The sequence below is a fragment of the Streptosporangium sp. NPDC048886 genome, from assembly GCF_055586905.1.
Window position 1 is genome coordinate 380,934 of sequence record NZ_JBVJHH010000001.1, and the last position, 13,478, is coordinate 394,411.

Annotated in this window: 10 protein-coding genes and 4 pseudogenes; 6 read left to right on the forward strand and 8 right to left on the reverse strand. The window is 72.8% G+C overall.

The window, feature by feature from the left end:
* Positions 1 to 101: 101 nt before the first annotated feature.
* Genes ACZ6R6_RS01655 through ACZ6R6_RS01665 form a run of 3 tightly spaced genes read right to left on the reverse strand, consistent with a single transcriptional unit; the run spans position 102 to position 2,840 of the window.
* Positions 102 to 956 carry a DUF4097 family beta strand repeat-containing protein gene (locus ACZ6R6_RS01655; RefSeq protein WP_470089299.1) on the reverse strand — a complete coding sequence of 285 codons (855 nt, stop codon included), beginning with the start codon at positions 954 to 956 and terminating at the stop codon, positions 102 to 104.
* Positions 957 to 969: 13 nt separating this feature from the next.
* Complete coding sequence (locus ACZ6R6_RS01660) at positions 970 to 1,611, reverse strand: response regulator transcription factor (protein WP_306857126.1); 642 nt, start codon at positions 1,609 to 1,611, stop codon at positions 970 to 972.
* Positions 1,602 to 2,840 (reverse strand): sensor histidine kinase, encoded by a 1,239-nt coding sequence (locus tag ACZ6R6_RS01665; RefSeq protein WP_470089301.1) that lies wholly within the window; start codon positions 2,838 to 2,840, stop codon positions 1,602 to 1,604. The genes ACZ6R6_RS01660 and ACZ6R6_RS01665 overlap by 10 nt, the downstream gene beginning before the upstream one ends.
* A gap of 270 nt (positions 2,841 to 3,110) precedes the next feature.
* On the opposite strand from ACZ6R6_RS01665, the gene ACZ6R6_RS01670 reads away from it, so the two are divergent.
* On the forward strand, positions 3,111 to 3,470 hold the full coding sequence (locus ACZ6R6_RS01670) for a cytidine/deoxycytidylate deaminase family protein (RefSeq protein WP_306858552.1): 360 nt from the start codon (positions 3,111 to 3,113) through the stop codon (positions 3,468 to 3,470).
* A gap of 17 nt (positions 3,471 to 3,487) precedes the next feature.
* A complete protein-coding gene (era, locus tag ACZ6R6_RS01675) occupies positions 3,488 to 4,408 on the forward strand; it encodes a GTPase Era (RefSeq protein WP_470089303.1) in 921 nt (306 codons plus the stop codon).
* A 446-nt stretch (positions 4,409 to 4,854) separates the two neighbouring features.
* Here the strand turns inward: era and ACZ6R6_RS01680 are convergent.
* From ACZ6R6_RS01680 to ACZ6R6_RS01695, 4 pseudogenes are all read right to left on the reverse strand, one after another.
* Positions 4,855 to 5,184: pseudogene (locus tag ACZ6R6_RS01680) on the reverse strand (GTP-binding protein); the annotation flags it as partial.
* A gap of 34 nt (positions 5,185 to 5,218) precedes the next feature.
* Positions 5,219 to 5,896: pseudogene (locus ACZ6R6_RS01685) on the reverse strand (amidohydrolase family protein); the annotation flags it as partial.
* 83 nt (positions 5,897 to 5,979) lie between these two features.
* Positions 5,980 to 6,222, reverse strand: a pseudogene (gene ureB, locus ACZ6R6_RS01690) (urease subunit beta); the annotation flags it as partial.
* 15 nt (positions 6,223 to 6,237) lie between these two features.
* Positions 6,238 to 6,611, reverse strand: a pseudogene (locus ACZ6R6_RS01695) (urease subunit gamma).
* 124 nt (positions 6,612 to 6,735) lie between these two features.
* Between ACZ6R6_RS01695 and ACZ6R6_RS01700 the strand changes: the two are divergent.
* The 3 genes from ACZ6R6_RS01700 (at position 6,736) to ACZ6R6_RS01710 (ending at position 10,108) form a co-directional block, all read left to right on the forward strand.
* Entirely contained in the window at positions 6,736 to 7,011 is a 276-nt protein-coding gene (locus tag ACZ6R6_RS01700) for a hypothetical protein (protein ID WP_470089305.1), read from the forward strand.
* A 407-nt stretch (positions 7,012 to 7,418) separates the two neighbouring features.
* Entirely contained in the window at positions 7,419 to 8,564 is a 1,146-nt protein-coding gene (locus tag ACZ6R6_RS01705) for an FAD-dependent monooxygenase (RefSeq protein ID WP_470089307.1), read from the forward strand.
* The gene (locus ACZ6R6_RS01710) at positions 8,564 to 10,108 is read left to right on the forward strand and encodes a hypothetical protein (protein WP_470089309.1); all 1,545 of its coding nucleotides are present in this window, start codon (positions 8,564 to 8,566) and stop codon (positions 10,106 to 10,108) included. The genes ACZ6R6_RS01705 and ACZ6R6_RS01710 overlap by 1 nt, the downstream gene beginning before the upstream one ends.
* A gap of 85 nt (positions 10,109 to 10,193) precedes the next feature.
* Here ACZ6R6_RS01710 and ACZ6R6_RS01715 read toward each other — a convergent pair whose 3' ends face one another.
* Positions 10,194 to 12,137, reverse strand: coding sequence for a serine/threonine-protein kinase (locus ACZ6R6_RS01715; protein ID WP_470089311.1), 1,944 nt, complete (start codon positions 12,135 to 12,137; stop codon positions 10,194 to 10,196).
* A 421-nt stretch (positions 12,138 to 12,558) separates the two neighbouring features.
* On the opposite strand from ACZ6R6_RS01715, the gene ACZ6R6_RS01720 reads away from it, so the two are divergent.
* Entirely contained in the window at positions 12,559 to 13,473 is a 915-nt protein-coding gene (locus ACZ6R6_RS01720; RefSeq protein WP_470089514.1) for a transporter substrate-binding domain-containing protein, read from the forward strand.
* Positions 13,474 to 13,478: the final 5 nt, after the last annotated feature.

The window sequence follows — 13,478 nt, forward strand, 5'->3', positions numbered from 1 at the left end:
GCCCGCCGTGCCTTCACCGCCGGCCGTCCGGTCTGCCGCGGATCTCATGGCCTACGGCCGTGTCTCCGCCCCGGTCGCGTGACCCGCCGTCCGCCCCGCCTTCACCGCCGGCCGTCCGGGAGGATCCGCAGCCGGCCCTCGGGGGCGGCGGCGGTGATCCTCCGCGGGGCGTCCGGGTCCCGGGGGACCTCGACGGTGCTCTCGCGGGCGTCCGCCTCCACCCGGTAGCCGGCGCCGTCCGGCACGGTGACAACGACGCCACCGCCCTCCCCGGCGACCGCCCTGACGTCGTCGGGGGCATGCTGGAAGCCCAGCACGGCGTCACCCCTGCCGGTCTCGACGTCGGCCACGGCCGACTGAAGGCCGGTCGCGGTCACGTCTCCCGTCCCGGCCCGCGCCCACAGCGTCCCCCGCGCGCCGGTCACGGTCACCTCGCCCGAGGCGGTGGACAGCCGCAGGTCGCCCTGGACGGCGTGGGCGGACACGGTTCCGGAGCCGGTCGCCGCCTCGACGTCGGTGGCGGCGGGCACGGTCAGTGTGTAGACGGCGTGGCATACGGGCTCACCGGGCCGCGTGCCGCCGGGGCAGCCGACGGTGGCCCGCAACGTCCTGCCGTTCCACAGCTCGGACAGGTTGGGTCTGCCCTGGTCGGGGCCGGGTCCGCCGTCGGACCAGAAGATCTCCCGTCTGACGGACAGCCGTCCCGCGGCGCCGGTGACGACGGAGATGTCGACCCCTCCCTCCGCCCGCACGACGAGCTCGGGCGAGGTGAACGTGTAGTCGCGGACGGAGGTCTCCGACAGCCTGGCGGGGCGCAGCAGGGAACTCTCGTAGGAGTCGCCGCTCACCTCCGTCCGGCTCACCTCGGACCACGCGGCCAGCCCGATCCCGGACACGGTCAGCGCGGTGAGCGCTCCGCCCACGATGACCCAGGCGGTCCGGACGGTGCTCCGCATCGGCATGTCTCCCTCACACTTTCAGGAATCGCAGTACGGCGAGCACCCGGCGGTGGTCCTTGTCCGCGCCGGAGAGGCCGAGCTTGGTGAAGATGTTGTTGATGTGCTTGCCGACGGCGCCCTCGCTGACCGTCAGGGCTTCGGCGATCCCGGTGTTCGACCTGCCCTCGGCGATCAGCGCCAGCACCTCGTACTCCCGGCGGGTCAGCAGGTCCAGCGGGTCGCTGTGCCTGCGGATCAGGAGCTGGGCGACCACCTCCGGATCCAGGGCCGTGCCGCCGGCGGCGACCCGGCGTAGGGCGTCCAGGAACTCGGCGACGTCGGCCACGCGATCCTTCAGCAGGTATCCGATGCCGCTGGTCTCGGTGGACAGCAGCCGGGTGGCGTAGCGCTCCTCCACGTACTGCGAGAGCACCAGGATCGCCAGACCCGGTCGCTGCCGGCGGAGCACGAGCGCCGCGCGCAGGCCCTCGTCGGTGTGCGAGGGCGGCATCCGCACGTCGGTGACCACGAGATCGGGATCGTGTTCGTCCACGGCGCGCAGCAGCCCGTCGGCGTCGGCCACCGCCGCCACGACCTCCATGCCCGCGGAGCCGAGCAGCCAGATGAGCCCCTCCCGGAGCAGGACGGAGTCCTCGGCGAGCACTATTCGCACGGCAGCTCCACCCTGATCGCCGTGGGACCGCCCGGCGGGCTGTCGACGTCCAGCGTCCCGTCCACCGAGCCGACCCGCTGGGCCAGACCGCGCAGTCCCGTCCCGCCGCCGAGGTGGGCGCCGCCCCGGCCGTCGTCGACGATGACCAGGCGGAGCCGGTCGGCGGCCCGCTGGACCGTGACCTCGGCGCCGGACGCCCCGGCGTGCTTGGAGACGTTGGTCAGCGCCTCCGAAACCACGAAGAACGCGATCGCCTCGATCGTCGGCGACGCGCGCTCGGGCACGTCGACGCGGAGCCGCACGGGGAACGGGGCCCGTGCGGCGATGCCGGACAGCGCGGCGTCCAGTCCCTGGTCGTCGAGCACGGCCGGGTGGAGCCCGCGCACGAAGTCGCGCAGCTCCTTCAGGGCCTGTTTGGCCTCTTCGTGGGCCTGTGCGATGGCCTGCCGCGCGGGCTCGGGGACGTCGGTGAGCGTGGCCCGGGCCATCCCCAGGCTCATCGCGAGCGAGACCAGCCGCTGCTGGGCGCCGTCGTGCAGGTCCCGTTCGATCCGGCGGCGCTCGGCGTCCGCGGCGTCGACCACCTCGGCGCGGCTCTCCTGCAGGGTCTCGACCCGCTGGACGAGCAGGTCGCTGCGGCTGGGGCCGAGCAGGGCCCCGGCGGCGATCACGTCCAGCGCGGTTACCCCGTGCGCCACCCACGGCCCGGTGACGAGCAGCAACACCGCTGCCAGGGCGGATGCCGCGATCATCATGTTCTCCGAGATGATCAGGCCCTGGACGGCGAATTCGGCCGCGACCAGGCCCCCCGCCCAGGCCCCGATCACCATGAGGAATCCGATCCCGTTGATCAGCGGTGACAGCAGGTGATAGGCGAGCTGCCGCCAGAAGCTTCCCGTCCGCGCCTCCCGGACCAGCCACTTCAGCGGGTTCCGCTCCTTGGGACGCCGCGGCGTCCGGGGGATGTCCACGTCCAGGAAGGCCAGGAACCGGGCCCGCTGCAGCCGCGTGAACATCGGCACGGACCGGAACAGCAGCGGCAGCGCGATCAACGGGACCACCACGGTCCAGACCAGCAGCACCGACAGCGCGGTCAGCCCGACGATGACGGCCAGGGCCAGCAGGGCGATCGGCAGGCCCGTCACCACATGTGAGGTGCGCAGCCAGGTCCGCGCCGACCAGTGGGCGTGGATCCTGTCCCAGGGGGTGGTCAGTCCGGTCGTGGTCATGGGACCACCGTAGAGATCACGATTGCCCGGCGACATGGGCGAGGCATCCCGGAAAACGGTGAGGCAGACTCCACCCCGGCAGCGCCGCATCACCTCCTGACCGAGTGTCCGCGCGGACCCGCGCAACGCCGGGGCGACGGTGGTCGACGAGGGGCCGTCATCGATCGGCGGATCACCTCCAGCCGCTCACCGGCCGGCCTCCCCCGCGGGGATCGTCGAGCGGTCCGCCAGGGCCGGACGGCGGACGGCGGGCAGGTCGGTTGGGACCGGATGCCGCGCGCTGACTACCCTGGCGCTGTGAGTGACGCGACCCTCGACCCCGAGGACAACAAGATCATCGTTCTGGCCCGCTCCGCCCGGGCCCGCAACGGCGCCGCCGAGGGCGCCGCCGTGCGCGACGAGACCGGCCGGACCTACGCGGCGACCAACGTGGCGCTGCCGTCGCTGACGCTCTCGGCGCTGCAGGTCGCCGTGGCGATGGCCGTCTCCAGCGGCGCCGAGTCCCTGGAGGCGGCCGCGCTGGTCACCGCCGGGGACGGCCCGGCCGACGCGGACGCGCGGGCGGTCCGTGAAATGGGCGGCAAGACGCTGCTGGTGGCCGGTCCCGACGGGACCGTGCGTCAGAGCTGAGGCCGACATCGGCGACAATGGATGACGTGAGTTCCTCAGCCGCTGATTTCCATGCCGGTTTCGCCTGCTTCGTCGGCCGGCCCAACGTCGGCAAATCCACGCTGATGAACGCGTTGGTCGGCACGAAGGTGGCGATCACCTCCTCCAAGCCACAGACCACCCGCCGGGTCATCCGGGGCATCGTGCACCGTCCGGACGCCCAGCTCATCATCGTGGACACGCCGGGGCTGCACCGGCCCCGCACCCTCCTGGGCGAGCGGCTGGACAGCCTGGTGCTGTCCACGCTCACCGAGGTCGACGTGATCGGGTTCTGCGTGCCCGCCAACGAGCCCATCGGCAAGGGCGACCGGTTCATCGCCGAGAAGCTCGCCGCGGTCAAGAAGACCCCGGTCGTCGCCGTGGTGACCAAGTGCGACCTGGCGACCCGCGAGCAGATCGCCGCGCAGCTGCTGGCGCTCTCCCAGCTCGCCGACTTCGAGGAGATCGTCCCGGTCTCGGCGCAGTCGGGCGAGCAGCTCGACGTGCTGGGTGACGTGCTGATCGGCCGGCTCCCCGCGAGCCCGCCGCTGTATGAGGGCGGCCAGCTCACCGACGAGCCCGAGCAGGTGCTGGTGGGCGAGCTGATCCGCGAGGCGGCGCTGGAGGGCGTCCGGGACGAGCTGCCGCACTCGATCGCGGTCGTCGTCGACGAGATGCTGCCCCGGGAGGGCCGCGACGACCTGCTTGACATCTACGCCCACATGTTCGTCGAGCGCCCGTCGCAGAAGGCCATCGTGATCGGCCACAAGGGCAGCCGGCTCAAAGACGTCGGCACCCGGGCCCGCCAGCAGATCGAGGCGCTGCTCGGCACCCGGGTCTATCTCGACCTGCGGATCAGCGTCGCCAAGGACTGGCAGCGCGACCCCAAGCAGCTGCGCCGGCTGGGCTTCTACGACTGATCCCGGACCCGCGTGGCTCCGTTTCCACGGCTGAGCCCGCTCCGGCGCGGCCCCATGTGGCCGCGCCGCCTGCGCTTCTACGACTGATCCCGGATCGGTGCGGCCGCGGCCTCCACGTGTGACTGGCCGCGCCGCAGGCGCCGCCTCAGCGCGACGGCGTCGGGCGCCAGGGCGGAGACCAGCGTGCCGGGCCCGGCCAGGGGGAGCACCGCCCAGCCGTCCCCGACCACCGACTCCGGCACCCGCCCGGTGGTCAGGACGCTGCCGACGCAGCGGGCGCCGCCGTACACGGCGGGGCCGGCGTCGATCGCCGGATCGCCCACGACGAACTCCTGCCGGAGCGGCGGGCCACCGCCGGCCGTGGCGTCGAAGCGGGAGTGGCAGCGGCCGGGGCGCTCGCCGTACCGGCCGGAGACGATCTCCTCACGCCAGAGCACCCGGGCGTCCTCGGCCAGCCCCCTGCTGAAGGTGGCGGTGAGGTTGTCGCCGCCACTCTCCACGATCACCAGGTCGAGCGGGCCGTGCCGCTCCTCCAGGGTCTCCACCGCGTCGAGGTTGGCGGCGATGTCGTCGCGGATGGCCGTGTGCGGGCAGCACCCGGTCTGCACGGCGGCGATCCGCTCCGGATCGAGCACGCCCGCCCTGCGTAGGAAGTCGGCGTCCTCGGTGGTGTAGATGTCGTTGGTCACCACGCCGAGGCGCAGCGTCTGGCCGAGGGTCCGCCACAGGGCCGCGGTCAGCGCGGTCTTGCCGCTGCCGACCGGCCCGCGGTGGCCAGCCGCCCCCGCAGGAACGCGGCCAGCTCCGGCAGGTCGCGGACCGCTCCTCGTGCAGTTTGAAGCCGGAGGCGCTCCCCTGGAGCTGTTCCAGCAGTCCCTCGGCGCTGACGGTGTTGCCCTTGCCCAGCAGCGCGACGTTGACCGGGTAGGAGTCGAGGGACTCCAGCATCCGGGCGAGATACCACGTGCCGGTCACCGTGGTGGCCTTGGTGCCCTCGGCCGGTCCGGTGCCGCCGCCGACGATCGTCGTCACCCCCGCGGCCAGGGCCTCGTCCAGGATCTGCGGGCAGATCAGGTGGACGTGGGAGTCGATCGCCCCGGCGGTCAGGATCTTCCCGTTGCCCGCGAGGATCTCGGTGGACGGGCCGATCACCAGGCCGGGGTGGACGCCGTCCATGGTGTCGGGGTTGCCGGCCTTGCCGATCGCGACGATCCGGCCGTCCCTGACCCCGATGTCGGCCTTGACCACGCCCCAGTGGTCGAGGACCACGGCGCCGGTGATCACCAGGTCGGGTGCGCCCTCGGCCCGGGCGGTCCTGGCCTGCCCCATCGACTCCCGGATGACCTTGCCGCCGCCGAACACCGCCTCGTCGCCCGCCCCGGACGGGCCCATCGACAGGTCCTCGGTGACCTCGACGAACAGGTCGGTGTCGGCGAGCCTGACCCGGTCACCGGTGGTGGGACCGTAGAGCGCGGCGTAGCGGGACCGTTACGGACATGGGGGCTCCCGCCGAGAGGCCCGGCCCACTCGGGGCGGAGCCCGGGGACGATCCGGTGCCCGGCGATCGGTACGAGGGTCACCTCGCGCTCGACGCCGGGTTCGAAGCGCACCGCCGTACCCGCCGGGACGTCGAGACGGGTGCCCCAGGCCGCCTGGCGGTCGAACTCCAGGCCGGGGCTGGCGGCGGCGAAGTGGTAGTGCGACCCGACCTGGATCGGCCGGTCGGCGGTGTTGACGACGAGGACGGTGACGCGTGCGCGGCCAGGGTTGAGCGGGATGGGCGCCTGGCCGTACTGGATCTCACCGGGTCTCAACGCACGGCTCCTCGGTCAGGGGATCGGCTGGTGGACGGTGACGAGCTTGGTGCCGTCGGGGAAGGTGGCCTCGATCTGCACCGATTCCAGCATCTCGGGCACGCCGTCCATGACGTCCTGCCGGGACAGCACGGTCCGGCCGGCCTCCACCAGGTCCGCGGCGGTCCGCCCGTCCCGCGCGCCCTCCATCAGGAAGGACGCGATGATCGCGGTGACCTCGGGGTGGTTGAGCCGGAGCCCTGGGACCTGCGGTCACGGGCGACACCGGCGGCGACGTGGATGAGCAGACGCTCCTGCTCGTGTGGTGTGAGCCGCATTACCGGCCCATAGGGAGTGGCGGTCTCCGAAGTGTTGCACGGCGGTGTCGAGGCGGTTTCCGCACTTCTCATGCCTCACATGTGGCCTTCTGGGGGGCGTGCGCGCGCCGGCCGCCGGCGCAGCCGTGCTCCCGCGTGCCTACCGGGACGCCCCGCGTCGTCCTGTCCTCGCGGTGGGGTGCCGCCGTGTCCGGGTATGGACCCCACGGGGAACGACTACAGCACGGGGGCTGCCATGACCGCCTACACCACCTACACCCTGTGGATCGTCGAAGGGGACGCCGGACAGCACTCGGCCGGCGAGGACCTCTTCTCGCCCGACTCCCCGATCGCCTACAGCGACCTGGGGCCCGCCGCCCTGTTGTGGCTGACCGAGCACGGTTACCAGGACCCGGGCAGACGGGTCGTGGTGACCCCGGCGGGCCGGTTCCCCGGTGGTGCGGTCATCGCCTCCTACGACGTGGCGCTCTGAGCCTCCCGCGGCCCTGCTGGCCGGGCGTGCCCTCCGGTGGCGGCGACGACACCGTCAAGATCGGGACCCTGCACTCCCTGAGCGGCACCGTGGCCACCGGCGAGGTCACCTCCGGTGGCCGGCGACAGCGGCTCGCCCCCGGCGGCGCCGTCGCCGAGCAGCCCCACCGCGTGCACACAGGAGGCATGGAAACCATGCCTCCAGCCGTGGATCCGACAGCGCTTCGATTCTGTCCGGTATAAGAATCGATACGCACCGCGCTAACCTGCACAAATGTCAGGGGTACGCGGAGACGCCGAGAGCCCGGCGGAGATATATCTGTTTTGTCAGGATTTTCGGGGCGAATACGCAGTGTCGACGCATGATCATGTGGGCGGCGCGGCGCCGGCGACACTGAGAAAACGGCCGTGACGGCGGGGCGTACCGCGGTCATCGTCGGCGGCGGGATCGGCGGGCTGGCGGCGGCGGTCGCCCTGTGCCGTCGAGGCTGGCGGGTGGAGGTCTGCGAGCAGGCCGTGCAGTTCACCGAGATCGGCGCCGGCCTGTCCTTGTGGCCCAACGCGCTGCGGGCCCTGGCGGTACTGGGGCTGGCCGACCGGGTCAGGGAGTCGGGCGCAGTCGAGGCCGGTGGCGGTGTGCGCAACCAGGCGGGTCGTTGGCTGGCACGGACCGACAACGTTGAGCTCGAACAGCGGTTCGGATCGCCGCTGGTCGTGGTGCACCGTGCCGACCTGGTGCGGGTCCTGGTGGAGGCGCTGCCGAGGAAGACGCTACGGCCGGCGACCACGATCACCGGGGTACATGACGAGGGCGATGCGGTGGTGGTCGAACACCACCACGGGAGCCTGCGCGCCGAGGTGGCGGTCGGCGCCGACGGCCTGCACAGCACTGTGCGCCGCCTTGGATGGCCCGACGCACGGCCGCCCCGATACGCCGGGTACACCGCCTGGCGCATGATCACCTCGCGGCTGCCCGCGCCGCTCACCGACGGCGCCTCGAACTGGGGCCGAGGCGAACGGTTCGGATACACCTCGATGCCCGGCGACCAGGCCTACTGCTTCGCCACCGCCACGGTGCCCGCCGGCGGCGTCAGCCCGGACGGCGAATGGGCCGAGCTGCACCGCCGGTTCGGGAGATGGGCCGAACCGATCCCCACCTTGTTGGCCGCGGTCGCCGAAGACGACGTACTGCGGCACGACATCTACGACCTGCCACCGCTGCCCGGGTATGTCAGCGGTCGGGTGGCGCTACTCGGCGACGCGGCCCACGCGATGACGCCCAACCTGGGGCAGGGCGCCTGCCAGGCTCTGGAAGACGCCGTCGTCCTGGCCTCCTGCCTCGACCGGGCGCCGGACATCGCCTCGGGCCTGGCCGGCTACGACCGGCGACGTAGGTCCAGAACCCAGAACGTGGTGCGCCGATCGGCCCGTCTGGGGGCGGTCGGACAGTGGTCCTGGCCACCGGCTGTCAAGGCCCGTGATCTCGCCGCCAGACTGACACCGAACTCGGCGACCCTGCGTTCCATGACACCGATTCTCGGATGGAAACCCTGATGCCTGACTGGACCTATCACCCGCTGCGCGGGCTCGCGGGCGCCTTACTCGGCCTACGCCGATCGCAACGGACCGCTCTGCGGACGTTGGCGACCTTGTCCTCGCTGCCCGGCGGGCACCGGGTGATCGCGAGCACGTTCGGTCACATGGCGCCCCCGGCCGTGCTGTCCGGGACCGTCGCCGGTATCGGCGTGGCGACGCGGCTGGGCGCTGTGGTGTCGCCGGCGACGGCACGCGACGCTGTCCGCGCGCTGCCGACCCAGGGGGCCGGTCTGATCGTGGTGGCGCCGGTCGGCCGCGATGACGTCGACCTGGTGCGGGCGGCGGCCGCCGGCCGCCGGTGCCCCGTGTTCGCGCGGACGGCCGATCCCGCGGTGGCGGCGGCGCTCGCCGCCCATGTCGACGCGGTGTTGACCGACGACACGGACGTGATCGAGATGACCACTCCCGCCGTCGCCGACGCGCTGACGGCCCTGAGGGATGACACCAAGGCCGTTGTGGCGACGCCGGCGACCCTGGTGGAAGCGGGGCCCGGCTGGTTTCAGCGGGTGGCCGAAGCGGCCACGCCGACGGACCCGATGCCGGCCTTGTGGGGTGTGGGCCGTGATCCCCGACGGTGGCCTGCCTGGTGGTGGGGGCTATGGATGGGGATCGGGATGATCTGCGCGGGCCTGGGCGCGGACGCCATCACCCTCGGTCCGGTCCTGCTCTGGTACGACCGAGACTTCCTCGGCCTGGACCTCCACCAGATGCACAGCACCAACCACAACCTGGTGCACTTCCTTCAACACGACAGGATCACCATGGCCGGCACGATGGTGGCGACCGGGATCCTCTACACCGGGCTGGCCGGCGGCGGGATCCGGCGCGGGTGGCCGTGGGCCCGGAACGCCTTCCTGATCTCGGGGGCCATCGGGTTCCTCACCTTGTTCTACTTCCTGGGATTCGGATTCGTGGAGCCGTTGCACATCGCGGTCACGGTCGTGCTCGTCCCGATGTTCGTCCTCGCCACCTTCCGGGCCCCGGCCCGCCCACAGTGGACATCGATGGCAGAGGGGCCGCCGTCCCAGTGGCGGAGGGCACTGCTGGGTCAACTTCTACTGATCATCACGGGAGTGGGGCTGCTGGCGGGCGGGGCGGCCGTGTCCGCCGTGGGGCTCACCCACGTGTTCGTCCCCAGCGACCTGGCTTTCCTCGGCACCACGCCCGGCGACCTGCACGCGGTAAGCTCCCGGCTGCTGCCGTTCATCGCGCACGACCGGGCAGGGTTCGGCGGTGCGTTGATGGCCGCCGCCGTGGCGATCACGCTGCTGAGCGCTTGGGGATGGCGCCGGGGCGCGGCGTGGGTATGGCGGTCGTTGGCGTTGGCCGCGGTGGCAGGGTTCATGCCCCCCGTACTGGTGCACTGGAAGGTCGGCTACACCGACTTCTGGCACCTTGCACCTGTCTACTGCGGGATCGGCCTGACCGCCGCCGCGCTGGCCCTGGCCTACCCCTACCTGTGCACACCGCCATCGCCCCGGAGTTCCGCCGGGCCCGGGTGACCTCCGGGGGCGTGCCCTCGGGTCCGCTGTCCCTTCCGGGGGCGGGGCCGGCCGGGCCGACTCAGGAACGGGCCTCGAAGGAGACTCAGGAACGGGCCTCGAAGGAGTTGAAGCCGACGTCCACGCCGGAGCCGCCGCGCTGGGCGCGGGCGAACACGCCGATGGAGCCGGAGGCGAACGGCCGTTCCCTGTCGAGCCGGGAGACGACTCCCCGGCCGTTGACGCGCAGGCTCAGCCGGGTCCCCGTCTTGCCGCTGAGGCAGGACGCCTGCAGGACGTTGAGCCGGGCGGGGCGGAAACCGGGGACCGGGACGCGCTTCACCGAGGCGGGCGCCTCGCCGCTCTTGACGATGGAGGCGTCGCCGCCGCTGCTGATCGAGAACTCGTAGCGCCTGGCGCCCGCGTCGCGGCCCCGGCAGAAGACGCCGAAGGTGCCCGTGCCGTTCAGCACCTGGACCTTCGCGGTGATGGTGGCGTTCTTCACCGGGGCGGCCAGGGGAGCGGCGACCGGGAGATAACCGTCGGACCTGGCGGTGATCCGGTAGGCGCCGCCGGCCGGGCGGTGCCTGCCCTTGCCCTTGCCCCACGCCGCCACGCTCCAGCCGCGATCCTCGCCGGTGAAGTCGTCCTGGAACGGCCAGGCTCGCTCCGGCGCGGGCGTGGCCGTCGCGGTCGAGGTCGACGGGGTCGGCTGCGGGGAGGGGGAGAGCGTGGCCCCGGGCTCCGCGGTCGTCTCCGGCGTGGGCCCGGCGGCGTCGCCCGCCGTGGTGGCCGGCTGGGCCAGGGGCTCACGGTCGCCGGTGGCCCCGTCCTGCGGCAGGAAGAAGGAGACGGCCGCGATGACCAGCGCGATCGCCACCCCCGCGAGGACGGGGGCGGCGACCGAACGGCCCCAGCGCGCCGGGGCGGCCCCGGGCGCGCCCGGCCCGCCGCCGGGGATCCGGCCCGGCCGGTGCGGAGGCTGCTCTCCGGCGGCCAGGCCGTCAGGGCGTACGGCGGGCAGGCCGTCGGGGTGCGCGGCGAGCGGACCGTTGGGGGGTGCGGCGGGTGGGTCGGGGGGGTGTGCGGCGGGCGGGTCCGCCGACGGGAGGCGGGTGAGGGGGACGGCCGGGTTGGTGGGGACGTCGAGAGGTGGCAGCGCGGGCGGCACCGCCGCGACGGGGGGTGCGGGGGGCCGGGTGAGGGGGACGGCCGGGTTGGTGGGGACGTCGAACGGCTCCACGGGCTGCTCGCCCGCCGCCGCGGGCGGCCGGGTGAGGGACGTGGCCGGGTCGCTGGCACCCGTCAGGGCCCTGAGGATCTCCGGCACGCCGGGGCGACGGCCCGGATCCCGGGCGAGGGCCCGGCCGACGAGGTCGTGGAGCGCGCCGTGCAGCCCGGTCGGGCCGGGGCCGGCGTGATCGTCGGGGCGGCCGGTGCCGCCGCCGGACGGCTGCCGCCCGGTCGCCGCGTAGAGGACGACCCCGCCCCAGGCGAACACGTCCGACGCCGCGGTGGCCCCCTCGCCCCGCGCCTGCTCCGGCGAGACGTAGCGGGACGCCTCCTCCCCGGCGGGGCCGGTGGGGCCGGCGAGGTGGGCCACGCCGAAACCGATCACCCTGGGCCCGAGCGGGCCGAGCAGGATGCCGGACGGCTTCAGATCCTGGTGCACGAGGCCGGCGGCGTGGACGGCCTGCAGGGCGACGGCGGTGGACACCGCCAGCGTCTCCAGGCCCGACCCCGAGAGGGGGCCGTGATCCGTGACCCGCCGCCGCAGGTCCGGCCCGTCGACGTACTCGGTGACCAGGTAGACCTGCCCGTCGTCGAGCCTGATGTCCAGGATCGGCGCCGTGCAGGAGCGGGCGACCCCGGAGGCGGCCTCCGCCTCCTGCTGGAAGCGCCGCCGGAAAGCGGGGTCGGCGGCCAGCCGCGGGTGGACGACCTTGACGGCGACCTGGCGTCCGTCGGGGTCGCGGGCGAGGAAGACCTCTCCCGTCCTGCCCTGCCCGAGCCTGCTCACCACGCGGTACGGCCCAATGACGGTGTTCATCGCCCCCCGCTCCCAGAGATCTGATAGAGGATCCTAAGGGGTGTTCCGGTCACCGCACCCGCAAGTCATTTGATCTCGTCTTGGTGAAGGAATGCCCGGCCCGGGAGGTGACGGCATAGCCTGCTCAACAGATGGGGAGTCCGGAGGTGTCATGACCGAAGAGCCTGCGGACGCGGGGACACGGGCGGGGGGCCCGCCGGCCCGTTCCAGAGTTCGTAAGTCGCGGCCCGGTCCGCTGTCCGGGGCCGGTCCGCTGCTGGAGCCGGCGGCGCCGTCCGAGTCCGCTCCTTCGTCCGAGTCCGTTCTGCCGGCAGAGCCGGGGCCGCCGCCCGCACCCGGACCGCCGCGGCGGGTCCGACGTTTCCGGCTCGCGGCGTGGATCGCGCTGATCCTGGCCGCGATCATCGTCGGGGTGTCCATCATGTGGGTGAACGGGCCGCCCACCGAGGCTGAGCTGCGGGAGAAGGCCGGACTGTTCAACAAGGACAGGCTCCGGATCGGGGTGAAGGCCGACACGCCCGGCATCGCTTACCAGGAACAGACCGGCAGGCGCGACTTCAAGGGCTTCGACATCCAGATCGCCTACCTGATCGCCGCGGATCTCGGCTACCGGCCCGACAAGGTCGACTTCCTGGCCATCGACACCGAGGACCGGGCGCGCATGCAGGCACGCGACGCCAACGGCCGGTTCGTCAGGGTCGACCTCGTGGTCGCCACCTTCAGCGTGACACGCGACCGGCAGGACGACCCCTCCGTCGGCTTCTCCACGCCCTACCTCTACACCGAGCAGTCCGTGGTGACCAGGTCCGACTACCCGGGAGACATCACCTCTCTGGGACAGCTCGAAGGAAAGAAGGTCTGCACGCTCGGCACCTCGACCTCCGAGAGCGAGCTGCGCAAGGCGACGAAGGCCACCGTCACCGCCAAGAACCAGATCAGCGACTGCGCCAGGGGCCTGAAGAAGAGCGAGTCCGACCAGATGGGTGAGTTCGACGCGATGACCACCGACGCGGCCATCCTGGCCGGGTTCGTCGCCGAGGCTCACGGGGAGCTGCGCCATCACGACATCGCGCTGGAGAAGACCGAGATGTGGGCGGTCAACACCGGCTCCAACAAGGCCCTGCAGACCCTGGTCGACCTCGCGCTCTACCGCTCCTACGCCGACCCCCAGGACCAGCGGTGGGAGCAGGCATACCAGACCTACATCGACCCGATGCTGGCGGCCAGCCCCAACGTGAACGTCGCCCAGGCGGAGCAGCCCTGCGCGCTCCCCCCGCGGGTGCGCAGATGGCCGTGGGAGCGGTCCCTGCCCGTCCAGGACTGCCCGACCCGTTGAAAGGG

What these genes read in the sequence shown, in the direction of transcription:
- ACZ6R6_RS01655 (WP_470089299.1), bottom strand. Translation starts at nt 956, where the DNA reads ATGCGGAGCACCGTCCGGACCGCCTGGGTCATCGTGGGCGGAGCGCTC.
- ACZ6R6_RS01665 (WP_470089301.1), bottom strand. Translation starts at nt 2,840, where the DNA reads ATGACCACGACCGGACTGACCACCCCCTGGGACAGGATCCACGCCCAC.
- ACZ6R6_RS01670 (WP_306858552.1), top strand. Translation starts at nt 3,111, where the DNA reads ATGCCGCGCGCTGACTACCCTGGCGCTGTGAGTGACGCGACCCTCGAC.
- era (WP_470089303.1), top strand. Translation starts at nt 3,488, where the DNA reads ATGGATGACGTGAGTTCCTCAGCCGCTGATTTCCATGCCGGTTTCGCC.
- ACZ6R6_RS01700 (WP_470089305.1), top strand. Translation starts at nt 6,736, where the DNA reads ATGGACCCCACGGGGAACGACTACAGCACGGGGGCTGCCATGACCGCC.
- ACZ6R6_RS01710 (WP_470089309.1), top strand. Translation starts at nt 8,564, where the DNA reads ATGCCTGACTGGACCTATCACCCGCTGCGCGGGCTCGCGGGCGCCTTA.
- ACZ6R6_RS01715 (WP_470089311.1), bottom strand. Translation starts at nt 12,137, where the DNA reads ATGAACACCGTCATTGGGCCGTACCGCGTGGTGAGCAGGCTCGGGCAG.
- ACZ6R6_RS01720 (WP_470089514.1), top strand. Translation starts at nt 12,559, where the DNA reads ATGTGGGTGAACGGGCCGCCCACCGAGGCTGAGCTGCGGGAGAAGGCC.